Consider the following 18,663-nt stretch of genomic DNA (forward strand, 5'->3'; position numbering starts at 1 on the left):
AGTTATCTTGCTTCTTAAATAACTCAGCGCCCGTACCTTGAGGGAGTGGCGACTGGGATGGCTATTCCAAAACCCGCTCAAGCACATCCCTGTGACGCTTGAGCTCCGCCATCCCTGGCTCCGCACAGTTTTGGAATAGCCATCCCAGCCCCCACGCCAAACTCCCCGGCGCTCTACAACAAGCTTACTAAGGGAAAACTATGGATATTCGCCCTGCGGCCACTCTGGTTCTGACTCGGGATACGGAAAACGGGGTTGAAGTACTTTTGCTTCAACGCACCTGGGATGCGGTCTTTCTTCCGGGCTATTTCGTGTTTCCGGGGGGAGCGGTGGATCAGCAGGAATCCATGGCCCGGGCGCACGCGATGGGGCCTGCGGATACCGAAATCAGCCAGATCATGAGTCTGGACGAAGGGGGCGCGGACTACATGCTCGCGGCTGTCCGGGAATGTTTCGAGGAAGCCGGCATCCTGGTCGCCATTGATGACAACGGCCAGCCCATCGGCGGGGAGCATGCCGTGCATGGGGACCGCGATGCGGTGTTCCGGGGCGAACTGAGTCTTGCCGACCTCTGCCAGCGGCATGGACTGGCGATTCCGCTGGATCGGCTGGCGTACCTGAGCCACTGGACCACGCCGCCGGGACCACCCCGCCGCTTTGATACCCGGTTCTTCGTGGCCGCCGCACCCGAGGGCCAGTTGGCCAGCCACGACGGCACGGAGACCATTGATCACCTTTGGATCAGTCCCGAACAGGCCCTGGAAGATCATCGCAGTGGTCGTCGCCTGCTCGGACTGCCCACGCTCCGGACGGTACGGGTGTTGAGCGATTTTCAGACCACCGAGGCGCTGATGCGCTACGCCCATGCCAATCCGCCCGAGACCTACCCAAGCAAGCCCTGGCCGGCGCAGAAAAAAGGTCAGTCCGTCATGCTGGAGCCGGGGGCACCCGCCTACGATGAGGCCACCCGGCTTGATCCCGAGGGTGAGGGCAGCACCCGGGCGGAAATTGTCCCGGGCGAGCCTGTCGAGATCGCCGCCGGCGTGATTCGGCTGACCGCGCCCAATCCGGGCATGATGACGGGACCAGGCACCAACACCTACCTGCTGGGCCACGAACGCTTTACCGTGCTTGACCCCGGTCCGGACGATGCGGTGCACATCGAGCGTATTCTGGAATTGACCGGCGGTGTCATAGACCAGGTGGTTGTGACCCACACCCATCCGGACCATTCCCCGGCAACGGCCACTCTGAAAGCCAGAACCGGTTGTCGGGTGTTCGGTCTGCCAGCGCCCGAGGGCCCCTCCCAGGACCGAACGTTCGCGCCGGATGACGAGCCTGAACACGGCGACCTGATCGTTACCGAGGCCGGGCTTCTGAAGACCCTGCACACGCCCGGCCACGCCTCCAATCACATCTGTTACCTGCTGGAAGGTCCCAACCTGCTGTTCTCTGGCGACCACATCATGCAGGGGTCAACGGTGGTGATTAATCCGCCGGACGGCGACATGAAAGCCTACCTGGATGCCCTCTACGACCTGCTCGGGGAATCCATCCGGGTGATAGCCCCGGCGCACGGTTTTCTGATGGGCTACCCGGAAGCGGTGATTGATTTCCTGATCACCCACCGGCTGGCCCGGGAACACAAGGTGGCCAAGGCGCTGAAACAGCACGGACCGGCCACGCTGAAGGATCTGACAACCCACGCCTACGACGACGTTCCGGCCGCCATTCATGGCCTGGCGGCGCGCTCCGCGCTCGCCCATTTGCTGAAGCTGGAGACCGACGGCCGGGCCCGCCAGACTGACGAAGTCTGGCATGCGACGCGCACAACCTGATATCGAGGCAAAAGGCTCGCACACCGGGTCTTTTCACTTCTTCGCGATGATATAAACCGCATGCACGATGCCGGGAATATAACCGAGCAGCGTCAGCAGGATATTGATCCAGAATTGCTTGCCGATGCCTTCCTGTAAAAAAACGCCTAACGGCGGTAACAAAATCGCAATAAGAATACGCAAAAGATCCATATTGTTAACTCCCTCTGCTCGGTATAACTGGGCCATATCTACAAAATAGCATCTGCTCAATTTTTGAACAGAAAACCAGAAAATACCGGCAATTCATGAAAGTGGCATTAAACCTTTGTCACAGCTGTATTCATGAGCGCCAGGAGCACTCTATCCTTGAGCGCATTCTGACGACCCGTGAGGAACTATGCTGTTTCACTGGCAATACACACTGACACCACTCCGACTGCTCGCCTGTTTGATGGCGCTGGGCCTGCCCGCGCTCGCCGTCGCCGAAAGCTCCGCAGAGGGCACCGGGAAAAACGCCGACACCCGGGTTGCGGTGCTGGCTGAGGACGAAAACGTCGAGGACGTGGAACAGTCCAGCCCCCGTCGCCAGGGAAATGCCAGCCAGACCGGATCCACCGCCGTTTCCAGTGACACCAAACCGGCGCCGACAAAATCTGTCCAGTCTTCTGGAACCAAAGACGCCAAAAAAGTGGCACCCAACATCGATCTGAAAGAGGTCACGCCGGCGCCCAAAACCGACGTGGTGACCACGCCGGCGGAGGACAGCGAGATCCGGCCGGGCGAAGAAATCCAGGGCACCGTGGCGGTCGAAGATACGGTGCAGCCGGCCAAGAGCTTTACGCTTCTGGATACCGAAATTCTGCCCGGCACCTCGACCCGCCTGGCCTGGTCACCCGGCATCCAGATTGCCGGACTGTCCCAGCCCACCCCGGTGCTGGTGGTAAACGGCGCTAACGCCGGCCCGACGCTATGCCTGACGGGTGCCATCCACGGTGATGAGCTGAACGGTATCGAGATTATCCGGCGCACCATGTACGACCTCGATCCGGAGAAACTTTCCGGCCGAGTGGTTGGCATTCCGATCGTCAACCTGCCCGGTTTCCAGCAGGGCAGCCGGTATCTGCCGGACCGCCGCGACCTCAACCGCCATTTCCCGGGCAGCACCGATGGCAGCCTGGCGGACCGCATTGCCCACTCGCTGTTCGAGAACATCATCCGCCGCTGCAGCATGCTGGTGGACATCCATACCGGCTCGCTAAAGCGCACCAATCTGCCGCAGCTGCGAGCCGACATGAACAATCCGGACGTCGCCACCTTTACCCAGGGCTTTGACCGAATGGCCGTGGTCCACAGCTCCGGCTCCCCGGGCATGCTCCGTAGCGCGGCGGTGGAAGCGGGCATTACCACGGTCACCATGGAGGCGGGCGAGTCCCACCGCATCCAGGAACACCAGATTGAAGCCGGGGTGAACAGCCTGACCAGCCTGATGGAGCGCCAGGGCATGATTTCCCGCATGTTCGTCTGGGGCGACCCGGAACCGGTCTATTACGATTCGGACTGGATCCGTGCCCAGCATGGCGGGATCCTGTTCAGTGAAGTCGATCTCGGCGCCCGGGTTTCCGAGGGCGAAATTCTCGGGTACGTGGCCGATCCGATCACCAACGCCCAATACCCCATCCGCTCCAGCAGCAATGGCCGGATCATTGGGATGGCAGTGGACCAGGTAGTGATGGCGGGCTTTGCCGCCTACCACATTGGTACGGAGGCAGAAGTTCCGGGAGAGTAGTATCCTGTGCGTTTTTCCTGACCACGCCCAAGGATTGACTGCGAGTGTCTTCAGAAAACGCCGGACTGTTATCCCGCATTCCCGGCCTGGCCTACGTCGGGCTGGTCCTTACCCCCCTGTTCTGGGCCGGCAACGCCGTGGTGGCCCGGGGCACGGTGGAAAGTATCCCGCCGCTGTCCATGTCGTTCTGGCGCTGGGTGATTGCGCTGACCATCCTGCTGCCGCTGGGCCTGCCCGGCATCTGGCGTCACCGTCAGATCATCCGGGACCGCCTGGGGTCGATGCTGGCGCTCGCCACCTTCAGTGTCGGTGCCTTCAACTCCCTGCTCTACTTCGCGGCCACCAGTACCACCGCCACCAACATTGCCCTGATCAATGCCACCATTCCGATCTTTGTCGCCCTGATGTCCTGGATCCTGCTGGGCGACCGGACTCGCCCCCTGCAGGCGCTCGGCATCGCGCTGGCGGTACTGGGTATCCTGACGGTGGTGGCGCAGGGCGACATCTCGGTACTGACCGGGCTTCGGGCCCAACCGGGCGACCTGATTATGGTGGCAGCGGTATGCAGCTGGGGTCTGTTTTCGGTGCTCCTGCGTCGGCAGGCTGTGCCACTGCCAGCGCTCACCTTCCTGACCACGCAGATCCTGCTGGGCGCGCTGGTGATCCTGCCGTTTTACCTGACTGACCTGGTGTTCTTCTCCGGCGGGTTCGAACTTTCCATCGAGACCTTGTTACCGCTGCTTTATTTCGCCATCTTTCCTGGGATCCTCGCCTACGGCTTCTGGAACCACGGGGTACATACCATCGGTCCATCGAAAGCGGCGATTTTCATGTATCTGACCCCGGTATTTGCGTCCGTACTGGCGGGTATTTTCCTGAACGAAGTACTGGGGCTGTTCCATGTTATCGGCGGACTGCTTATTCTGGCAGGTCTGATACTGGCAACCCGGGCCGGCCGACCAGCATCAATCCATCGCAAACCGGGCTGAGACAAGGAGACCATCATGTTTAACAGGCGCTTTCCGCACTCGCTCCCCTCCCTCCTGATGCTCATAATTGGTCTGGGGTTGGCCAACGTGGCCCTGGCCGAGCCCTGTGATCCGGAAGAATCGGGCTGGGAATTGGCCAGCTTGTACCGGGCGGGGGCCGTGGTGTTTTACGACGGTCAGTGGTTCCAGGCCCGGCAGATCAGTGAGGGCAAAGAACCCGGCATCAGCTTTGACTGGAAAGAGCTGGATGGGGTACCGGAATGTGACGCCGAGCAGAAGGCGAAACAGGACCCGGTCGAGGAAACCTCCAACGATCAGGCCGGTGACACAACGACCACCGGCGGCAGCAATCCATCGATATGCCAGACGCCGGAGCAATGGCGGTTCGCCTGGGAATACACCGAGGGCAATCTGGTCACTCACGGCGGCATGGTATGGGAAGCTTCCCGAAAGACCAGCGGCGACATGCCCGGCATGAACGAGCCTCCGCGCTGGCGCGAAGTGGAGGATCACTGCTCCCTCAAAAAGAAACTGGACCTGGAAACCCAGTAGCTCAGCGGCGGACGTCTAATGCGGTTTCAATCCGTTCCAGCACCTCCGCCAGCACCGCACGGGGGCAGCCAATGTTCAGTCGCATGAATCCGGAGCCCGGGTTGCCGAAGGACAGCCCCGGGTTCATGCCCACTCCGGCATCCTGGACAAAGAAACGCTTCAGTTCAGCATCGGTCATACCTAGGTCACGGCAATCCAGCCACATCAGATAGGTGGCTTCCGGAGCTGACACGCGCATGCCTGGCAGCCGTTCGCGCACCTCCCGCTCGACATAATCCCGGTTATTCCGCAAGTAGACCAACAGTTCATCCAGCCAGGGCCCGCCCTCGCGGTAGCCTGCCTCAAAGCCCGCCGAACTGAACGGGTTGCACTGGGGCATGTGCATGCTCTGGAATACTGCCTTGATGGCCTTGCGACGCTCGGCGTCGGCAACAACCAGCGCCGAGAGGCCCAGTCCCGGCATGTTGAAACTCTTGCTTGGCGCCACCGCCGTAACCAGCGCATCGTCAGGTTCAGCCAGGGTTGCCAGCACCGAATGCCTGGGCCCATCGTCGAAGGTCAGATCGCAGTGGATTTCATCGGACAACACCACCAGATCGTGCTTCCTGGCAATGGCCAGAACGCCGCGTAACTCCTCTTCGGTCCAGATCCGGCCTACCGGGTTGTGGGGTGAACACAGCATCAGCACGCGGGCGTCGGGCCGGGCGGCGCACTGTTCCAGGTGCTCCAGGTCCATCCGGTAACGCCCCGGGCCGGCATCCGGGCCTTTCTCCAGTACCAGTGGATTCTCGATCACGGTTCGACCGCTCTGGCGCACCGAGCTGAAAAACGGCGGATACACCGGCGGCTGGATGATGACGCCCTGACCCGGTTCGGCGTAGGCCATGCAAGCGGCATTGAGCGAGGGCACCACACCCGGCGCCATCAGAATCCACTCACGTTGGATATCCCAGCCATGACGGGTGCGAAACCAGTCGATCATCGACTGGTAGAGGCTGTCCGGGAACAGGCTGTAGCCATATACCGGGTGCCTGGCGCGTTCAACCAGGGCGCGGGTGACCGCTTCCGGGGCGGCAAAGTCCATGTCCGCCACCCAGACCGGGATCACATCCTCGCGGCCAAACACCGCCTTGCGGGCATCGAATTTCACCGAACAGGTGTGGTCACGGGCAACGGGCTGATCGAACGGACTGGTCACTACAAACTCCCTGACAGGCGGTCATGACGTACTACGGTTGCCGGTATTGTGGGGCCAGGGTCAGACCATCGCAAGCGCCCGCCCGGCAGCTCGGACCTCCTGCTTTGGTCGAACACCGGCGATTAGTGCTTGCCCGGACAGCCCGATACTTGCGAACCTAACAGTTTATCTTTCGGACCACTGCCATTCTCCCTGGAGCTTTGAATGATTGCCCAGATTCTTTCCACGATGTTGCCGGTCTTTGTCATCGCCGGCTGTGGGGCTCTCTATGGCCGCTACCGCACCCCCGACATTCAGGGCCTGAACATTCTCAACATGGAGCTGTTCGTGCCCATGCTGGTGTTTGCAGTCCTCGCCGACCAGCAGGCGCCCCTGCAGGAATATGCGCGCCTTGCCCTTGCCGCAACGGTCGTGGTGCTGGGCTCCGGCATCGTCCTGTACCCGTTGGCCAAGGTACTGAAGCTGAATCTGAAAACCTTCCTGCCGCCGATGATGTTCAACAACTCCGGCAACATGGGCATTCCGTTGCTGGTGCTGGCGTTCGGGGACGCCGCCCTGCCGGCGGCGGTGGTTCTGTTCATTGTCGAGATGCTGCTGCATTTCTCCGTCGGGCTGTACATGCTGGACCCACACACTTCCATTGTTCAGCGCCTGAAACTGCCCATCGTCTTTGCCAGTATCGCCGGCCTGGCGGTCAACCTCGGCGGTGTTCCCCTGCCAGAGTGGCTGTTGGAAACCCTGAACATGCTGGGTGGCGTGTGCATCCCGCTGATGCTCTTTGCCCTCGGCGTGCGGATGCTGGATGTCGACTTCAGCGACTGGAAACTGGGTATGCTCGGCGCCATCGCCTGCCCGGCCAGCGGGCTGATCCTGGCCTGGCCAATGATAGAGCTTCTCGACCTGCCGGGGCTGCAGGTGGCATCGCTCTGGGTCTTTGCCGCCCTGCCACCGGCCGTGCTGAACTACATGGTCGCGGAACAATACCGCCAGGAACCGCACAAGGTGGCCTCGCTGGTGCTGCTCAGCAACCTGGGCAGCCTGGTGGTCATGCCCATCGTGCTCGGGCTTGTGTTCGCCGAGGGCTATATCTAGGGAAGGCCTGTCATGTCCGAAGCCGCGGCGGTGGTCCGAGCCTCACGTCCAAATTTCCTGATTCTTGCCCCCCTGTGCGCCGGCCTCGGTATCGCTACGGCCTGGCACCAGGGCGCGCAGCCGGAACTGCTCGATATCATTCTGGTGCTTCTCGGGGCGGTGCTGGCCCACGCTGCGGTAAATTTGTTCAACGAACACCAGGACTTCGTCTCGGGTCTCGACCTGATCACCCGGCGCACGCCGTTCTCCGGTGGCAGTGGCGCCCTGCCCGACGTGCCTTCCGCGGCTAAAGGCGTGCTGCTGGCCGCCATGGGGACCTTGGGACTGGTGATGGCCATCGGCGTGTATTTTCTCTGGCAGAACGGCATGCCGATGTTGGTCGTCGGCATCACCGGGGTGCTGTTGATCCTCACCTACACGCGATGGATTACCCGGTCCCCTCTGTTGTGCTTGCTGGCGCCCGGAGTCGGCTTCGGCCCGGTCATGGTCATCGGCACGGTGGTTGCGCTCGGTGCCCGGGTCGACGGCACGGCGATGGTGGTCTCGCTGATCAGCCTGCTGATGGCCAGCGAGCTGCTCTTGATCAACCAGATTCCGGACGCCGAGGCCGACCGGATGATCGGTCGCCGACACCTGGTCATTACCCGGGGGCCGGTCGTGGCCGCCCGGCTTGTCGCAGCCCTGCTTGCCGGCAGTTATCTGTCACTGCTGGCCGCCTCGCTTATGGGCCTGCTGCCAACAGGCACCGCGCTGGCCCTGCTGCCCGCCCCGCTGGCCCTCTGGATCAGCATAACGCTGCCCCGGACTGTCGGCCGGCCAGAACGCCTGAACGTCATTCTGGGCACCAATGTGGCGGTGCTGCTGGCCACCCTGGCGCTCCTGGTCATCGGACTCAGTCTTTAACCCGGAACACACTGACCCGGGCCCGTAGCTGTCCGGCCAGTACCGCGAGATCACGGCTGGAACCAGCCACCTGTTCCGAGCCGGCCGAGGTCTGGATGGTCGCATCATGAATCCGGCTGATGTTCTGATTGACCTCTTCGGCGACAGAGGATTGCTCTTCCGCCGCGCTGGCGATCTGGGCGTTCATATCATTGATCGCGCCTACCTCCTGGCGAATTCGCCCCAGGGCCTCCTCTGCCTGCCGGGTCTTGTCGACGGTGGTCCCTGCCAGTTCCCGGCTGTCTTCCATCACCTCGGCAGCCTGGGTTGCTCCGGTCTGCAGGTTACCGATCATCTCCTGGATTTCCCGGGTGGAGTCCTGGGTTCGCGAAGCCAGCGAACGGACCTCATCCGCCACCACCGCAAAACCCCGGCCATGGGTTCCGGCCCGGGCCGCTTCAATGGCAGCGTTCAATGCCAGCAGATTGGTCTGCTCGGCAATGCCGCTGATGACTTCGATGATCGTCTCGATGTTGGCGCTGTCGGCCGAAACCCGTTGAACCGTCTCGGTCGCCCGCTCCAGAGTATCCGCAAGGTTGCTGATGGAGCCCGCTGTGTCCTGCACAACCGCATTGCCGCTTTCAACTTCATGGTCCGCTTTCCGGGTGGCCGACGCCGCACTGGATGCGAAACCCGCGACCTCGTTGACGGTGGCCGCCATCTGGTTAACCGCCGTCGCCATCTGCTCCGCTTCGTTCGCCTGAACGCGGATCTGCTGGCTGTTGCCATCCGAGGTGGATTCGAGTTCTGACGAGGCGGACGACAGCGCTTCCGATGCCGTACGCACCTCACGAATGATTTCCGCCAGTTGGGACACAGTGTCCCGTAAGGCCCCCATCACGCTGTCCGGGTATTCCGTCTGGATATTCTGGTCAAGCACCCCGTCCGAAAGCTGGCGAATGGCAAGAGACACCTCTTCCGGCTCGGCGCCCAGGGTCCGTTTGAGGCGGCGAATAATCATCCAGGCGACGACAGCCCCCAGCAGCACTGCCGATCCGGTCACACCAAGATTCAGCACGTTGAAGTTGCTCGCCGTGGACCTCACCTCGGACACATCCGCCGCAATCACGTCTTCCTGGTGATCGATAAACGCGTTTACCCGCGCCAGCCACTCGGTGTAGGCGCCAGCGACTTCGTCGAGCAGGAATCTCTGGGAACCCCCGATGTCGCCAGACATCCGCATGTCAAGGAGCTCCTCCGTCTGTGCAAGAGCCCTGCGCTCTATGTCTTCGATGGCTGCCAGAAGCTGGCGCTCTGTCGTCGTGCCCGGGTCCTGGCTGAAAAGCCGAGCCATCGCCGCCGCATTTTCCCGATAGAAAGCCTTCAACCGCTCGATGTCTTCGAGGTGTCGCGCCAGAGCCGTGTCCGTCTCCACAAGAACCGCATCACGAATGGCGATGGCCCGGTCATGGACGCTACCCCGGAAATTAATGGCATGCCGCTGCTTCACCGCAGCCCCATCCTCCACTGATGTCAGGGTTCGGTCGATAAAACCGACGCGGTCATTGCCAATCAGGCTGACCACAATCATCAGCGATAGAATCAGACCAAAACCAAGGGCGAGTCGTTTTGTCACAGTCAGCGGGCCAAACATCGGGGGAACTCCCAGCAGAATTTTATTCGTCAGCCTGGGTGTTCTCTAAAAACTGGATTCTGGATCAATGAAATCCTGAAAACGCCTTCAGTTTTTACATTTCTTGGCATTCCTGAAACCAATGTTTACCGGACTTCCGGGACCAGCTTGCAACTGCTCGAACTTTGACCGATGGTTAAGAACAAATCTGGTTGATTTTATTCATGATATGGAGGTCTCCCCATGAGTGTTTTGTTGCTTCTGATCAGTGCGCTGGTACTGATCTACCTCGGCATTGGCGGTACCACCGCCGCCGCCGTCATGTCCGTCGCCACGGTGGTGGGCCTGTTCCAGGACGATTGGCATCTCCTCAGCATCCTGTTCGGCGGCGCCCTGCTGGCACTGGCCCTGATCTTGGTACTGCCCGGAGACCTGCGCCTGAACAAACTCAGCCGACCGCTGTTGGGCTGGGTGCGCAGTCGCCTCCCCACGCTCTCGGATACCGAAGCGGAAGCCCTGAAATCCGGCTCGGTGGACTGGGACGGTGAGCTGTTCTCCGGCAAGCCCGAATGGAACAAGCTGCTCGAGGCTCAGCCGGCGCACCTCACCAGCGAGGAACAGGCGTTTCTGGACGGTCCGGTGGAAAAGCTCTGCGGCATGCTGGATGACTGGAAAATCACCCATGAACAGTACGATCTGCCGGAAAAAGTGTGGAAATTCATCCGTGAGAAGGGCTTCTTCGGACTGGTGATCCCCAAAGAGGACGGCGGCCTGGGATTCTCCAATACCGCGCACTCCGAGATCGTGATGAAAATTTCCACCCGCAGCGTCTCGGCGGCAGTGACCGTGATGGTGCCCAACTCGCTCGGCCCGGGCGAGTTGCTGATGCACTATGGCACCGATGCGCAGAAGCAGCATTATTTGCCCCGACTGGCCAAGGGCGAAGAAATTCCCTGCTTCGCCCTGACCTCGCCGGTCGCCGGTTCGGACGCCGGCGCCATCCCTGACAAGGGCATCGTCTGCAAGGGCGAATGGGAAGGCAAGGAAGTGCTGGGCCTGAAGGTCACCTGGAACAAGCGCTACATCACCCTGGCACCGGTGGCCACCCTCATCGGCCTGGCCATCAAGGTCTATGATCCGGACAAGCTGCTTGGTGGTGACGATGAGGTTGGCGTGACCTGCGTCATGGTCCCCCGTGAAACCGAGGGCGCAAACGCCGGCGCCCGGCACCTGCCGATGAACACCGTGTTCATGAACGGGCCTACCTGGGGCACCGATGTGTTCATTCCCATGGAGCAGGTCATTGGCGGCCAGGAGATGCTGGGCAAGGGCTGGACCATGCTGCTGGAATGCCTGTCTATCGGCCGTTCCATCTCCCTGCCGGCGCTGGGCACCGGGGCTGGCAAGGTGGCGAGCCTGGCGACGGGTTCCTACGCCTACACCCGGGAACAGTTCGGGCGCTCCATCAGCCAGTTCGAGGGCGTGCAGGAAGCCCTGGAACCCATTGCCGGCTACACCTACATGATGGACGCCGCCCGCCTGCTGACCTCCGGCATGCTGGACCGGGGTGTGCGGCCATCGGTCCCCTCGGCGGTGCTGAAGTACCGCAATACCGACCTGATGCGCGAAGTCATCAACCATGCCATGGACGTGGTTGCCGGCCGCGGGGTGATCACCGGTCCTCGCAACTTCCTGGCCCGGGCCTATCAGGCCGTGCCCATCGGTATTACCGTGGAAGGCGCCAACATTCTCACCCGCAGCCTGATGATCTTCGGCCAGGGCGCCATTCGCTGCCACCCCTTCATCGTCGAGGAAATCGAAGCCGCGGGCATGGACGATGAGGACCAGGCCGCCAGGAAGTTCGACGGCATCTTTTACCGGCACCTCGCCCACACCACCCGCAATGCCCTTCGGGCGCTGTTGCTCGGACTCTCCCGTGGGTGGCTGGAATCGGTTCCCAGACAGGGCAACATCAAATCGAGCTACCGTCAGCTGGCCCGGTTCTCGGCGGCCTTTGCGCTGATGACTGACGTTACCCTGCTGACCGTCGGTGGCGGTCTCAAGGCTCGTCAACGTCTGTCTGGCCGGATGGCCGACTGCCTGACCCACCTTTACTACGCCACGGCGGTGATCAAGCAATGGCATGAAGAGGGCTATCCAGACGATCAGCGCCCGCTCGTGGAGTGGAGCCTGCAGACCTGTCTGCGGGACCTGCAGGCGTCCATGCGCGAGGCCATCATCAACTTCCCGGTGGTGGCGCTTCGCTGGCCGTTGCGCATTCTCGTATTCCCATTGGGCGCAACCGGCCTGAATGGTCCGAATGACAAGCTCGGCACCGCCGTCGCCAACAGCATCGTCAAAGACACGCCACTGCGCCAGCGCATCAGCCGTGGCAGCTACATAAACACCGATCCAGACGATCCACTGGGCCGTGTGCTGAATGCTTATCGTCTCGCCAACGAAACCCACGAAATGCGCGACCGGCTGCACGAGGCCATGCGCAACCGGGACGAAGACGAGCTGGGTGGCATCGATCTGCTGATGGGTCATCAGCGCAAAGAGCTGGTGGACTGGGCCTGCGCCCAGGGCGTGGTGAAAGCAGACGAATGCGACAAGCTACTGGAGGCTCTGACCGCGCTGTACGATGTGATCCGTGTGGATGCCTTCGAGGGCGAGGGCCTGAAGGCGCTGTCCCGCTGCGCCAAGGGTAAGCGCAAGGTGGTGGAACGCCCGCCCAGGGACTAGCGGGCAAGCACGACCGGGCCAGCCTGACTGGCCCGGTCACTCCGGCAATTACTGATCAAGAATGTCGATGATTTCCCGGGTATCCTTGATGATCGTGTAGACCCGGTCCTCGATTTCCACACGCTGGCGGCGGCCGTCGATGTCGCGGATGTCACCGTAGTGCAGCAAATCCCGGTCAAAGTAATCCCCTTCCCGGTAGTTCAACTTCTTCTGCCAACCCGGCGGCAGTGGCTGGCCCCGCTCGACCTTTTTTTGCAGGCCCGGCGGCAGCTGTTCACCCTGAGGTGACTTGGCCATGGCGGGGGCGGCGCCGATCATCAGCGCTCCGAGGGCAAACATCAGAATGGACTTCATATTCAACCAACTCCTTACATCTGGCGATTCCGGTAAGTTAACACGGCATGGAACCCAATGACGTTAACGCTCATTCATGGCCAAAAGTTCCGGATGGTTCCGCTTCACTCACCCCGCAGACCGCCCCGGATCGCTTCATCCACCAGCCAGCGCCGGAGCAGCTGGAGCCCCCGCTCCCGGCGCCGACTGGTTTTCCAGGCAAAGTAGAACCGGTCCCCGGTCATCACCGGATGACACGGCAGGCGAACAAAATCCTCCGAGTCCTGACGGGTACTGAGCATGTAGTCGTTGGTCAGAACAATGCCCTGGTGGAAACGCGCAGCTTCCAGCGCCAGCAGCATGTGACTGAAATGCTGGATGCTCGCGTCCGGAGGAATCCGCCGGTCCACCGCGCGGTACCAGGCGTCCCAGTCCCCCGCCGCCTTCTCGAAAATACTGTGGGTGGATAACAGCGGAAATCGTGACACTTCCTCCACCGACATGGGCACATCTTCGGAATCCGGGCCTTCCCGACCCAGCTCACGGCGAATTTTCTGCCAGTAATCCTGACTGCACACCGGAAACAGGCGCTCCACGTACAGCAGCTCATAACTGTAGGCCGGCGACCCCTTGTGAATAGTGATAAAGCAGTCCGCCACCCGGTCCGACAACACCGGACTCTGGATGCTCATCTCCAGTGCCAACTCCACCTGCGGATGTAGGCGCTGAAGATCAGGCAATCGCGGTACCAGCCAGCGCACCGCGAAGGAACTGAAAACCGACAGGCGCAGCCGCGACTCCTCATGGCCCAGCAACTGTTCACTGGCCCGTTCGATCTGCAACAGCGCCGAACTGATGCCCTCCAGGTACTGACGCCCCTCGTCGGTGAGCGTAAGCGTCCGACCGCTGCGCCAGAACAGCCTCTCGCCCAGGTAGGTTTCCAGCTGTTTGATCTGATGACTGACCGCACTCTGGCTGACCGCCAGCTCCTCCGCAGCCAACGAAAAGCTGTTGAGTCGGGCGACGGCCTCGAAAACCGGCAAGGATTTCAGGGGTGGCAGCTTCATTATCTATTTTTATAATACCTATTCAATTTAGATCATTTTATCGGATAGTAATTCATCCATAGACTTCACTTCCACAGTCTGAGAGCGGGTCGGCCGGATCCTTTCCAAAATGCTCGTAGCCATGGATGGCGGAGAGCAAGTGTACAGGGACGTATTCACAACGGTTTTGGAAAGGATCCGGCCGACTCGCTCAGACTCCGAGTCAGGCGCAAGCTGCAATGAGGTGAAGGATATGTCAGGAAAAACCGTCAACAGTGCGATTCTATTGCTGGTGATTGGCAACGCCATGGCGCTGATCTCCGACGTCTTCATCAAACTGCTGGAGCCAGGCGCGCCGGTGTTCCAGTTTGCCTTCCTGCGCTGCGTGATCACACTGCTGTTCCTGCTGCCCCTGGCCGGACAACTGAACCGCAAGCGCCTGTTCGCAGGATTCAGGATTCACGCCTTTCGGGCCCACATCCACCTGGCCGGCATTCTGTGCATGGTCATAGCGCTGGGCAACCTGCCACTGGCCACCGCCAACGCGGTGTTCTACGCCGCCCCCATTCTCGTGATGGTGCTGTCCGTCGTCCTGTTTCGGGAACGGCTGACCCCGCTGAGCGTGAGTGCAGTATTCAGTGGATTTGCCGGCATCGTGGTCATCCTGAGGCCGGTAGAGTTCAACTGGGCGGCTGTGGCAGCACTGGGATCGGCCTTCGCGCTGGCGATCAACGCGGTCATGGTGCGGCGGTTGCCCAAGAAGCAGTCCACTGTGCACAAGCTGTTCCTGAACTACCTGCTGATCCTGCCCGCTGCCGGCGCCCTCGCCTGGTGGGAAGGTGCAGCCTGGGACTCCGGCATATTGATCAGCGCCCTGGGCTCATCCCTGTTCATACTCGGTTACAACATCACCGTGTTGCTGGCCTACCAGCAGGTGGACGCCAACCAGGTCACCAGTGCCGAGTACACCGGCCTGATCTGGGCCGTGGGCATAGGCTGGGTCGGATTCAACGAGGTTCCCGATCTCTGGTTCCTGGCCGGCAGCCTGATGATCGTGGTGCCGCTGATCCTGATCGGACTGCAGCACCGTCGCAAGGAGCCGGCCAGGGGCTTCAACGGTGGGAAGGTTCAATTAGCTCACGAGTATTGTGAATGATCCGGGCGACCCGATACTCCGGGGGCACATGCCCATCGAAGCCGATATGAACCCGGTACTCCCGGTGGTAATGGCGCCGGTCGTGCCGTCGGGGCTTATGATGGTGCCGTTTGTGGGGGTGCCGGTACGAGTGCCTGTCCCGGTGATGATGGCCACGATCATAGCGACTGTAATGGTCGCGGTCCCGCTTGTGGTACTTCCGCTGGTGCTTATCCTTGTGCCGGCGACCCCGGTCGTGGTGATCGCGCCGATAGTGCGCCTTCAGGAATTCTTTCTTCTGGTGGCCCGGAGGCATTGCCTTGCCCCGGTCCAGCTGTTTCTGGATACCCGGCGGATGCCCTCCGTCCCGGTACCCGTCTGCCATAGCCGGTGCGGTAGTCATCAGCAGGGTGGCAACGCAGCTTCCAATCAGTAATCGTTTCATCTTGATTCTCCTGTCCTTCAGGAAACGGGATGGGCAGGTACACACGTCTCCTGCGCCTCCTGAATTCAGACTATCGAACCGGGCGTAAAAGTCAGCCGCGAACCATGAGCTTTGCACGAACTTTACGGAAGCTGCGCCGGACTTGACGTTCTCCGGGGTCAGGTGTCGCGTTCGGCGTCAGAACGCAGGTGGGTCTCGATGGCGAAGGTGTGCGGACAGGCATCCCCGAGAGCGCGCAGAGAATCCGCCAGGCGCAGCAGGTATTCCGAGTTGGGGCCGCTCGGTCCGGCCGCGCCGGCAATCTGGCGAGCAATCTCGGCATCCGGCGCATGGCCGAGGAAGGCTTCGTTGTCTTGCGTGGCGATGTACACCAGGCCTTCACACTCGCCGCCATCTTCAAAGGTCATGGTGGTGGCGAACCGCAGGTAACCATTCTTCTCACGCACGTCCAGGTGTTCGAAAACGGTGGGCGACACCCGGTACGCCATTCCCTTGCAAGCGGCACCCGGGCTCTCGATCAGCGTGACGACACGGCCCGGGGCTTCCGGGGTGCCCCGGTGATCATGAGACCCTTGCCAGAACCGGCGCTCCCAACCATGAATGGTGGCCGGGCGTTGTTCCAGGAAGGGGAAATCCACCTTGTAGATGAGCGAGCCATAGCCGAACAGCCAGATGGAGGACACACCCTCGAAGTTCTGGCGCGTTCGGTTGTGTTCGATGGTGTTCGCGGGCATACAGCTCTCTTGGCAAAAACTTCAGGAATGCCCTTTTACTCTATGTGGCGGCAATGAAACCCGCAATACCCGTGAGCACGATTTCAGCGGCCATGGCCGACAGAATCAGGCCACTGATTTTCGACAGGATATTGAGGCCGGTTTTGCCCAGAGCCTTTTCCAGGTAGCCCGACAGCCGCAACAGCACCGCCAGGATCAACAGCCCGGACACCAGCCCCAGCAAACCGCCGGTCACTTCCGGCACGGATTTAAGTTCCGCGCCGTAGACCAGGATGGCACCGATGGTCGCCGGGCCGATCATTACCGGAATGGCCAGGGGCACCACCGCGATGTCATCGCGGTCCTCCTCGGGCAGGCCGGTGGCGTGGTTGCGGGTACCGCTGGTAACCAGGCTGATGGCCGTCAGGAAAAGCAGCGTGCCGGCACCAATCCGGAAGGAGTTGAGCGTGATGCCCACGGCATTGAACAGCAGCGGGCCGGCAAAGAACAGCACGAGTCCCAGCACAAACGCGGAAATACAGGCGCGCCGGATGATGGATGCCTTTTCCGCAGCCGGCAGGCCGCGGGTGAGCGCAAGAAACATGGTGACCACAAAGAACGGCGCCAGCAGGAACAGAAAACGAATCGTGCTGCTGATAAAGGTGGAGACAAAGGTTTCAAGCATTCCGGGCATTCCGACAGTTGATGAAAGCCGGCAAGTCTAGTCGCCTTAAGGATTTTTTGCCGTAAGGAAGTGAACGTATCCCACCCCGTGTCACCGGGCCGGGCTGACAAAGACCCAGTTGGTGGCCACGTCATCGCACACGATAATGTCGCGATTGATGGCGTCGCACAGGGACAGGGTTTCTGGCATCTTTTGATGGTAGCGGGCTTTCACCGCCAGGGTCTGCTTGTCCTGCTTCAACAGCTGGAAGGTGCGCTCCATCCGTGTCGCAAAGTCCACGCCACCGGCTTCCAGGGTCTGAAACGCATTGTAGAACGCGGTAAAGCTCATGGTGTTGGCACCCAGGCCAATGCCCACCATCTTTGGAATGTAGCGGTCGTAGGCCCTGGACAGGTAACGCCTGACCGCTGGTTCGTCGGTACGGTCGCCGTCGAAGGAACTCAGGCCCAGTCGGTTGTCGCGGTCCAGAACGCCCGGCGCCAGCTCACTGTTCGGCCGGTTCAGGGCCAGGTCAAAATGCCGGTCAGGGCAAACGATGCGCTCCGCCTGCAGGCGACAGTCGGCCAATCGGCCCGGACCCGCCGGCGGTGTTGTTTCAGGTTCGGGAGCCGGTTCGGAGGCCCGGGTTGCCGGAGACGGTGCTGTCGATGATGCCGACCGGCCCGTCGCGCTGTCCGCATCGGGCACCTGCAGACCGAGCCGTCGGGCGGGGCCACGGAGCAACAACGCCTGAACCTGCGGCTCATTGCGCCTGAAATCGGCCTGCGAGGGCAACCCCTGCCCCGCGCCTTCGGCAATCACCTCACAATAGAGTCGCTCAAGATCCGTCCTGGCACTCTGCTGACAGCTCTCCTGGGCAGCGACGAACTGGCTGGACAGACCAATCAGCAGCGCGACGGTCAGTGCGGCACTACGGCTCATCGCGCTGCCCCAGGACGATCCGGGCCATGAGGTCTTCGATCCGCCGGATAGTGGCCTCATCGCCCTTCTTGCCCGTCAGTACCACCTGGGATCCGATGGTTGCCACATACAGCAGCAGGGAAAGGTCCCGAACCTTCTGGGGGTCACTGCTCAGGCGTCCGAACAACGTGCAGTTCTGGCTGATGCGGGCAGCGTCCACCTGGGTGACCAGTTCGGCGGCGTAGTCGTGGCGGCGGGCATAATCCCGGACCGCCAGCTCTACCTGCAGGCGGCGGATATTACGGGAGGCATCCGTTAGCAACAGCTCCAGAATCTGGCGAAGCTCCGTTTCCACGTCGCCCCCTCTGGGCTTCCAGTACTGCAGTTCGTGAAGGCGCCGGTCGCGCCAGCGGTCGAGAAAGCTGACCACCAGATCCTCGTGGTCGCGGAAGTGCCAATAGAAGCTGCCGCGTGTCACGCCCAGCTTCTTGGCCAGCGTCAGCACCCGCAGTTGACTGAAGCCGCCAGCGGCCACCTCACCAGCGGCGGCATCGAGCCAGTCATCCCGGGTGAGCTGATTTTTCTCCGACGCGTTTCGGCCACGGCGTTTTGGGGTCTGGGCTTCCTTCATTCCGGAATCGGGTCCTGCGCTTGTCGGTCTGATCGGGGTTGCACCGGCATTCTACATCAACGGAATCGGCAACACTGA

18 protein-coding genes are annotated in these 18,663 nt (G+C 61.3%); 8 read left to right on the plus strand and 10 right to left on the minus strand.

Annotation, left to right across the window (positions count from 1 at the left end; all coding sequences use genetic code 11):
• Positions 1-200: 200 nt before the first annotated feature.
• Positions 201-1,838, plus strand: coding sequence for an MBL fold metallo-hydrolase (locus KZO34_RS09535; protein ID WP_219476008.1), 1,638 nt, complete (start codon positions 201-203; stop codon positions 1,836-1,838).
• Positions 1,839-1,871: 33 nt separating this feature from the next.
• On the opposite strand, the gene KZO34_RS09540 is transcribed toward KZO34_RS09535, so the two are convergent.
• On the minus strand, positions 1,872-2,030 hold the full coding sequence (locus tag KZO34_RS09540) for a YqaE/Pmp3 family membrane protein (protein ID WP_219476009.1): 159 nt from the start codon (positions 2,028-2,030) through the stop codon (positions 1,872-1,874).
• Positions 2,031-2,217: 187 nt separating this feature from the next.
• Here KZO34_RS09540 and KZO34_RS09545 point away from each other — a divergent pair, with 187 nt between their 5' ends.
• From KZO34_RS09545 to KZO34_RS09555, 3 genes are read left to right on the plus strand one after another with little or no spacing between them, the layout of a single operon-like run.
• Positions 2,218-3,606: a succinylglutamate desuccinylase/aspartoacylase family protein gene (locus KZO34_RS09545; protein ID WP_257900237.1), complete on the plus strand. Its 1,389-nt coding sequence runs from the start codon at positions 2,218-2,220 to the stop codon at positions 3,604-3,606.
• Between the two features lie 44 nt (positions 3,607-3,650).
• Positions 3,651-4,595, plus strand: a complete 945-nt coding sequence (locus tag KZO34_RS09550; RefSeq protein WP_219476010.1) for a DMT family transporter — start codon at positions 3,651-3,653, stop codon at positions 4,593-4,595.
• A gap of 15 nt (positions 4,596-4,610) precedes the next feature.
• Complete coding sequence (locus tag KZO34_RS09555) at positions 4,611-5,147, plus strand: carbohydrate-binding protein (protein WP_219476012.1); 537 nt, start codon at positions 4,611-4,613, stop codon at positions 5,145-5,147.
• A gap of 1 nt (position 5,148) precedes the next feature.
• Here KZO34_RS09555 and KZO34_RS09560 read toward each other — a convergent pair whose 3' ends face one another.
• The gene (locus KZO34_RS09560) at positions 5,149-6,345 is read right to left on the minus strand and encodes a MalY/PatB family protein (RefSeq protein ID WP_219476013.1); all 1,197 of its coding nucleotides are present in this window, start codon (positions 6,343-6,345) and stop codon (positions 5,149-5,151) included.
• Between the two features lie 204 nt (positions 6,346-6,549).
• Here KZO34_RS09560 and KZO34_RS09565 point away from each other — a divergent pair, with 204 nt between their 5' ends.
• Together KZO34_RS09565 and KZO34_RS09570 are read left to right on the plus strand one after the other, a co-directional pair.
• A complete protein-coding gene (locus tag KZO34_RS09565) occupies positions 6,550-7,437 on the plus strand; it encodes an AEC family transporter (protein ID WP_219476015.1) in 888 nt (295 codons plus the stop codon).
• 12 nt (positions 7,438-7,449) lie between these two features.
• Positions 7,450-8,340 carry a prenyltransferase gene (locus tag KZO34_RS09570; protein WP_219476018.1) on the plus strand — a complete coding sequence of 297 codons (891 nt, stop codon included), beginning with the start codon at positions 7,450-7,452 and terminating at the stop codon, positions 8,338-8,340.
• On the opposite strand, the gene KZO34_RS09575 is transcribed toward KZO34_RS09570, so the two are convergent.
• On the minus strand, positions 8,330-9,973 hold the full coding sequence (locus tag KZO34_RS09575; RefSeq protein ID WP_219476020.1) for a methyl-accepting chemotaxis protein: 1,644 nt from the start codon (positions 9,971-9,973) through the stop codon (positions 8,330-8,332). The genes KZO34_RS09570 and KZO34_RS09575 overlap by 11 nt on opposite strands.
• 222 nt (positions 9,974-10,195) lie before the next feature.
• Between KZO34_RS09575 and KZO34_RS09580 the strand changes: the two genes are divergently transcribed.
• Entirely contained in the window at positions 10,196-12,697 is a 2,502-nt protein-coding gene (locus KZO34_RS09580; protein ID WP_219476022.1) for an acyl-CoA dehydrogenase, read from the plus strand.
• Between the two features lie 48 nt (positions 12,698-12,745).
• Here KZO34_RS09580 and KZO34_RS09585 read toward each other — a convergent pair whose 3' ends face one another.
• A complete protein-coding gene (locus KZO34_RS09585; RefSeq protein ID WP_219476023.1) occupies positions 12,746-13,051 on the minus strand; it encodes a hypothetical protein in 306 nt (101 codons plus the stop codon).
• A gap of 104 nt (positions 13,052-13,155) precedes the next feature.
• Entirely contained in the window at positions 13,156-14,097 is a 942-nt protein-coding gene (locus KZO34_RS09590) for a LysR family transcriptional regulator (protein WP_219476025.1), read from the minus strand.
• A 232-nt stretch (positions 14,098-14,329) separates the two neighbouring features.
• Between KZO34_RS09590 and KZO34_RS09595 the strand changes: the two genes are divergently transcribed.
• A complete protein-coding gene (locus KZO34_RS09595) occupies positions 14,330-15,232 on the plus strand; it encodes a DMT family transporter (RefSeq protein WP_219476026.1) in 903 nt (300 codons plus the stop codon).
• Here KZO34_RS09595 and KZO34_RS09600 read toward each other — a convergent pair.
• The 5 genes from KZO34_RS09600 to KZO34_RS09620 all read right to left on the minus strand — a co-directional run bounded on the left by KZO34_RS09600 (position 15,189) and on the right by KZO34_RS09620 (position 18,585).
• Positions 15,189-15,656 (minus strand): hypothetical protein, encoded by a 468-nt coding sequence (locus KZO34_RS09600; RefSeq protein ID WP_219476028.1) that lies wholly within the window; start codon positions 15,654-15,656, stop codon positions 15,189-15,191. The two genes, KZO34_RS09595 and KZO34_RS09600, sit on opposite strands and share 44 nt — an antisense overlap.
• A 158-nt stretch (positions 15,657-15,814) precedes the next feature.
• Positions 15,815-16,390 carry a gamma-glutamylcyclotransferase gene (locus KZO34_RS09605; protein WP_219476030.1) on the minus strand — a complete coding sequence of 192 codons (576 nt, stop codon included), beginning with the start codon at positions 16,388-16,390 and terminating at the stop codon, positions 15,815-15,817.
• 40 nt (positions 16,391-16,430) lie between these two features.
• On the minus strand, positions 16,431-17,054 hold the full coding sequence (locus KZO34_RS09610; protein ID WP_219476031.1) for a MarC family protein: 624 nt from the start codon (positions 17,052-17,054) through the stop codon (positions 16,431-16,433).
• Between the two features lie 90 nt (positions 17,055-17,144).
• The gene (locus tag KZO34_RS09615) at positions 17,145-17,975 is read right to left on the minus strand and encodes a hypothetical protein (protein WP_257900239.1); all 831 of its coding nucleotides are present in this window, start codon (positions 17,973-17,975) and stop codon (positions 17,145-17,147) included.
• Entirely contained in the window at positions 17,965-18,585 is a 621-nt protein-coding gene (locus KZO34_RS09620; protein WP_219476032.1) for a TetR/AcrR family transcriptional regulator, read from the minus strand. Before KZO34_RS09620 ends, KZO34_RS09615 begins: the two co-directional genes overlap by 11 nt.
• Positions 18,586-18,663: the final 78 nt, after the last annotated feature.

The organism is Marinobacter sp. F4206, assembly GCF_019392195.1.
In the GTDB taxonomy this organism is placed as follows: Bacteria; Pseudomonadota; Gammaproteobacteria; order Pseudomonadales; family Oleiphilaceae; genus Marinobacter.

Excerpts from the sequence above, each read along its gene's own strand:
- KZO34_RS09535 (WP_219476008.1), top strand. The coding sequence starts at position 201 with ATGGATATTCGCCCTGCGGCCACTCTGGTTCTGACTCGGGATACGGAA.
- KZO34_RS09580 (WP_219476022.1), top strand. The coding sequence starts at position 10,196 with ATGAGTGTTTTGTTGCTTCTGATCAGTGCGCTGGTACTGATCTACCTC.
- KZO34_RS09575 (WP_219476020.1), bottom strand. The coding sequence starts at position 9,973 with ATGTTTGGCCCGCTGACTGTGACAAAACGACTCGCCCTTGGTTTTGGT.
- KZO34_RS09595 (WP_219476026.1), top strand. The coding sequence starts at position 14,330 with ATGTCAGGAAAAACCGTCAACAGTGCGATTCTATTGCTGGTGATTGGC.
- KZO34_RS09615 (WP_257900239.1), bottom strand. The coding sequence starts at position 17,975 with ATGAGCCGTAGTGCCGCACTGACCGTCGCGCTGCTGATTGGTCTGTCC.
- KZO34_RS09620 (WP_219476032.1), bottom strand. The coding sequence starts at position 18,585 with ATGAAGGAAGCCCAGACCCCAAAACGCCGTGGCCGAAACGCGTCGGAG.
- KZO34_RS09610 (WP_219476031.1), bottom strand. The coding sequence starts at position 17,054 with ATGCTTGAAACCTTTGTCTCCACCTTTATCAGCAGCACGATTCGTTTT.
- KZO34_RS09555 (WP_219476012.1), top strand. The coding sequence starts at position 4,611 with ATGTTTAACAGGCGCTTTCCGCACTCGCTCCCCTCCCTCCTGATGCTC.
- KZO34_RS09565 (WP_219476015.1), top strand. The coding sequence starts at position 6,550 with ATGATTGCCCAGATTCTTTCCACGATGTTGCCGGTCTTTGTCATCGCC.
- KZO34_RS09600 (WP_219476028.1), bottom strand. The coding sequence starts at position 15,656 with ATGAAACGATTACTGATTGGAAGCTGCGTTGCCACCCTGCTGATGACT.
- KZO34_RS09545 (WP_257900237.1), top strand. The coding sequence starts at position 2,218 with ATGCTGTTTCACTGGCAATACACACTGACACCACTCCGACTGCTCGCC.
- KZO34_RS09605 (WP_219476030.1), bottom strand. The coding sequence starts at position 16,390 with ATGCCCGCGAACACCATCGAACACAACCGAACGCGCCAGAACTTCGAG.
- KZO34_RS09585 (WP_219476023.1), bottom strand. The coding sequence starts at position 13,051 with ATGAAGTCCATTCTGATGTTTGCCCTCGGAGCGCTGATGATCGGCGCC.
- KZO34_RS09590 (WP_219476025.1), bottom strand. The coding sequence starts at position 14,097 with ATGAAGCTGCCACCCCTGAAATCCTTGCCGGTTTTCGAGGCCGTCGCC.
- KZO34_RS09570 (WP_219476018.1), top strand. The coding sequence starts at position 7,450 with ATGTCCGAAGCCGCGGCGGTGGTCCGAGCCTCACGTCCAAATTTCCTG.
- KZO34_RS09540 (WP_219476009.1), bottom strand. The coding sequence starts at position 2,030 with ATGGATCTTTTGCGTATTCTTATTGCGATTTTGTTACCGCCGTTAGGC.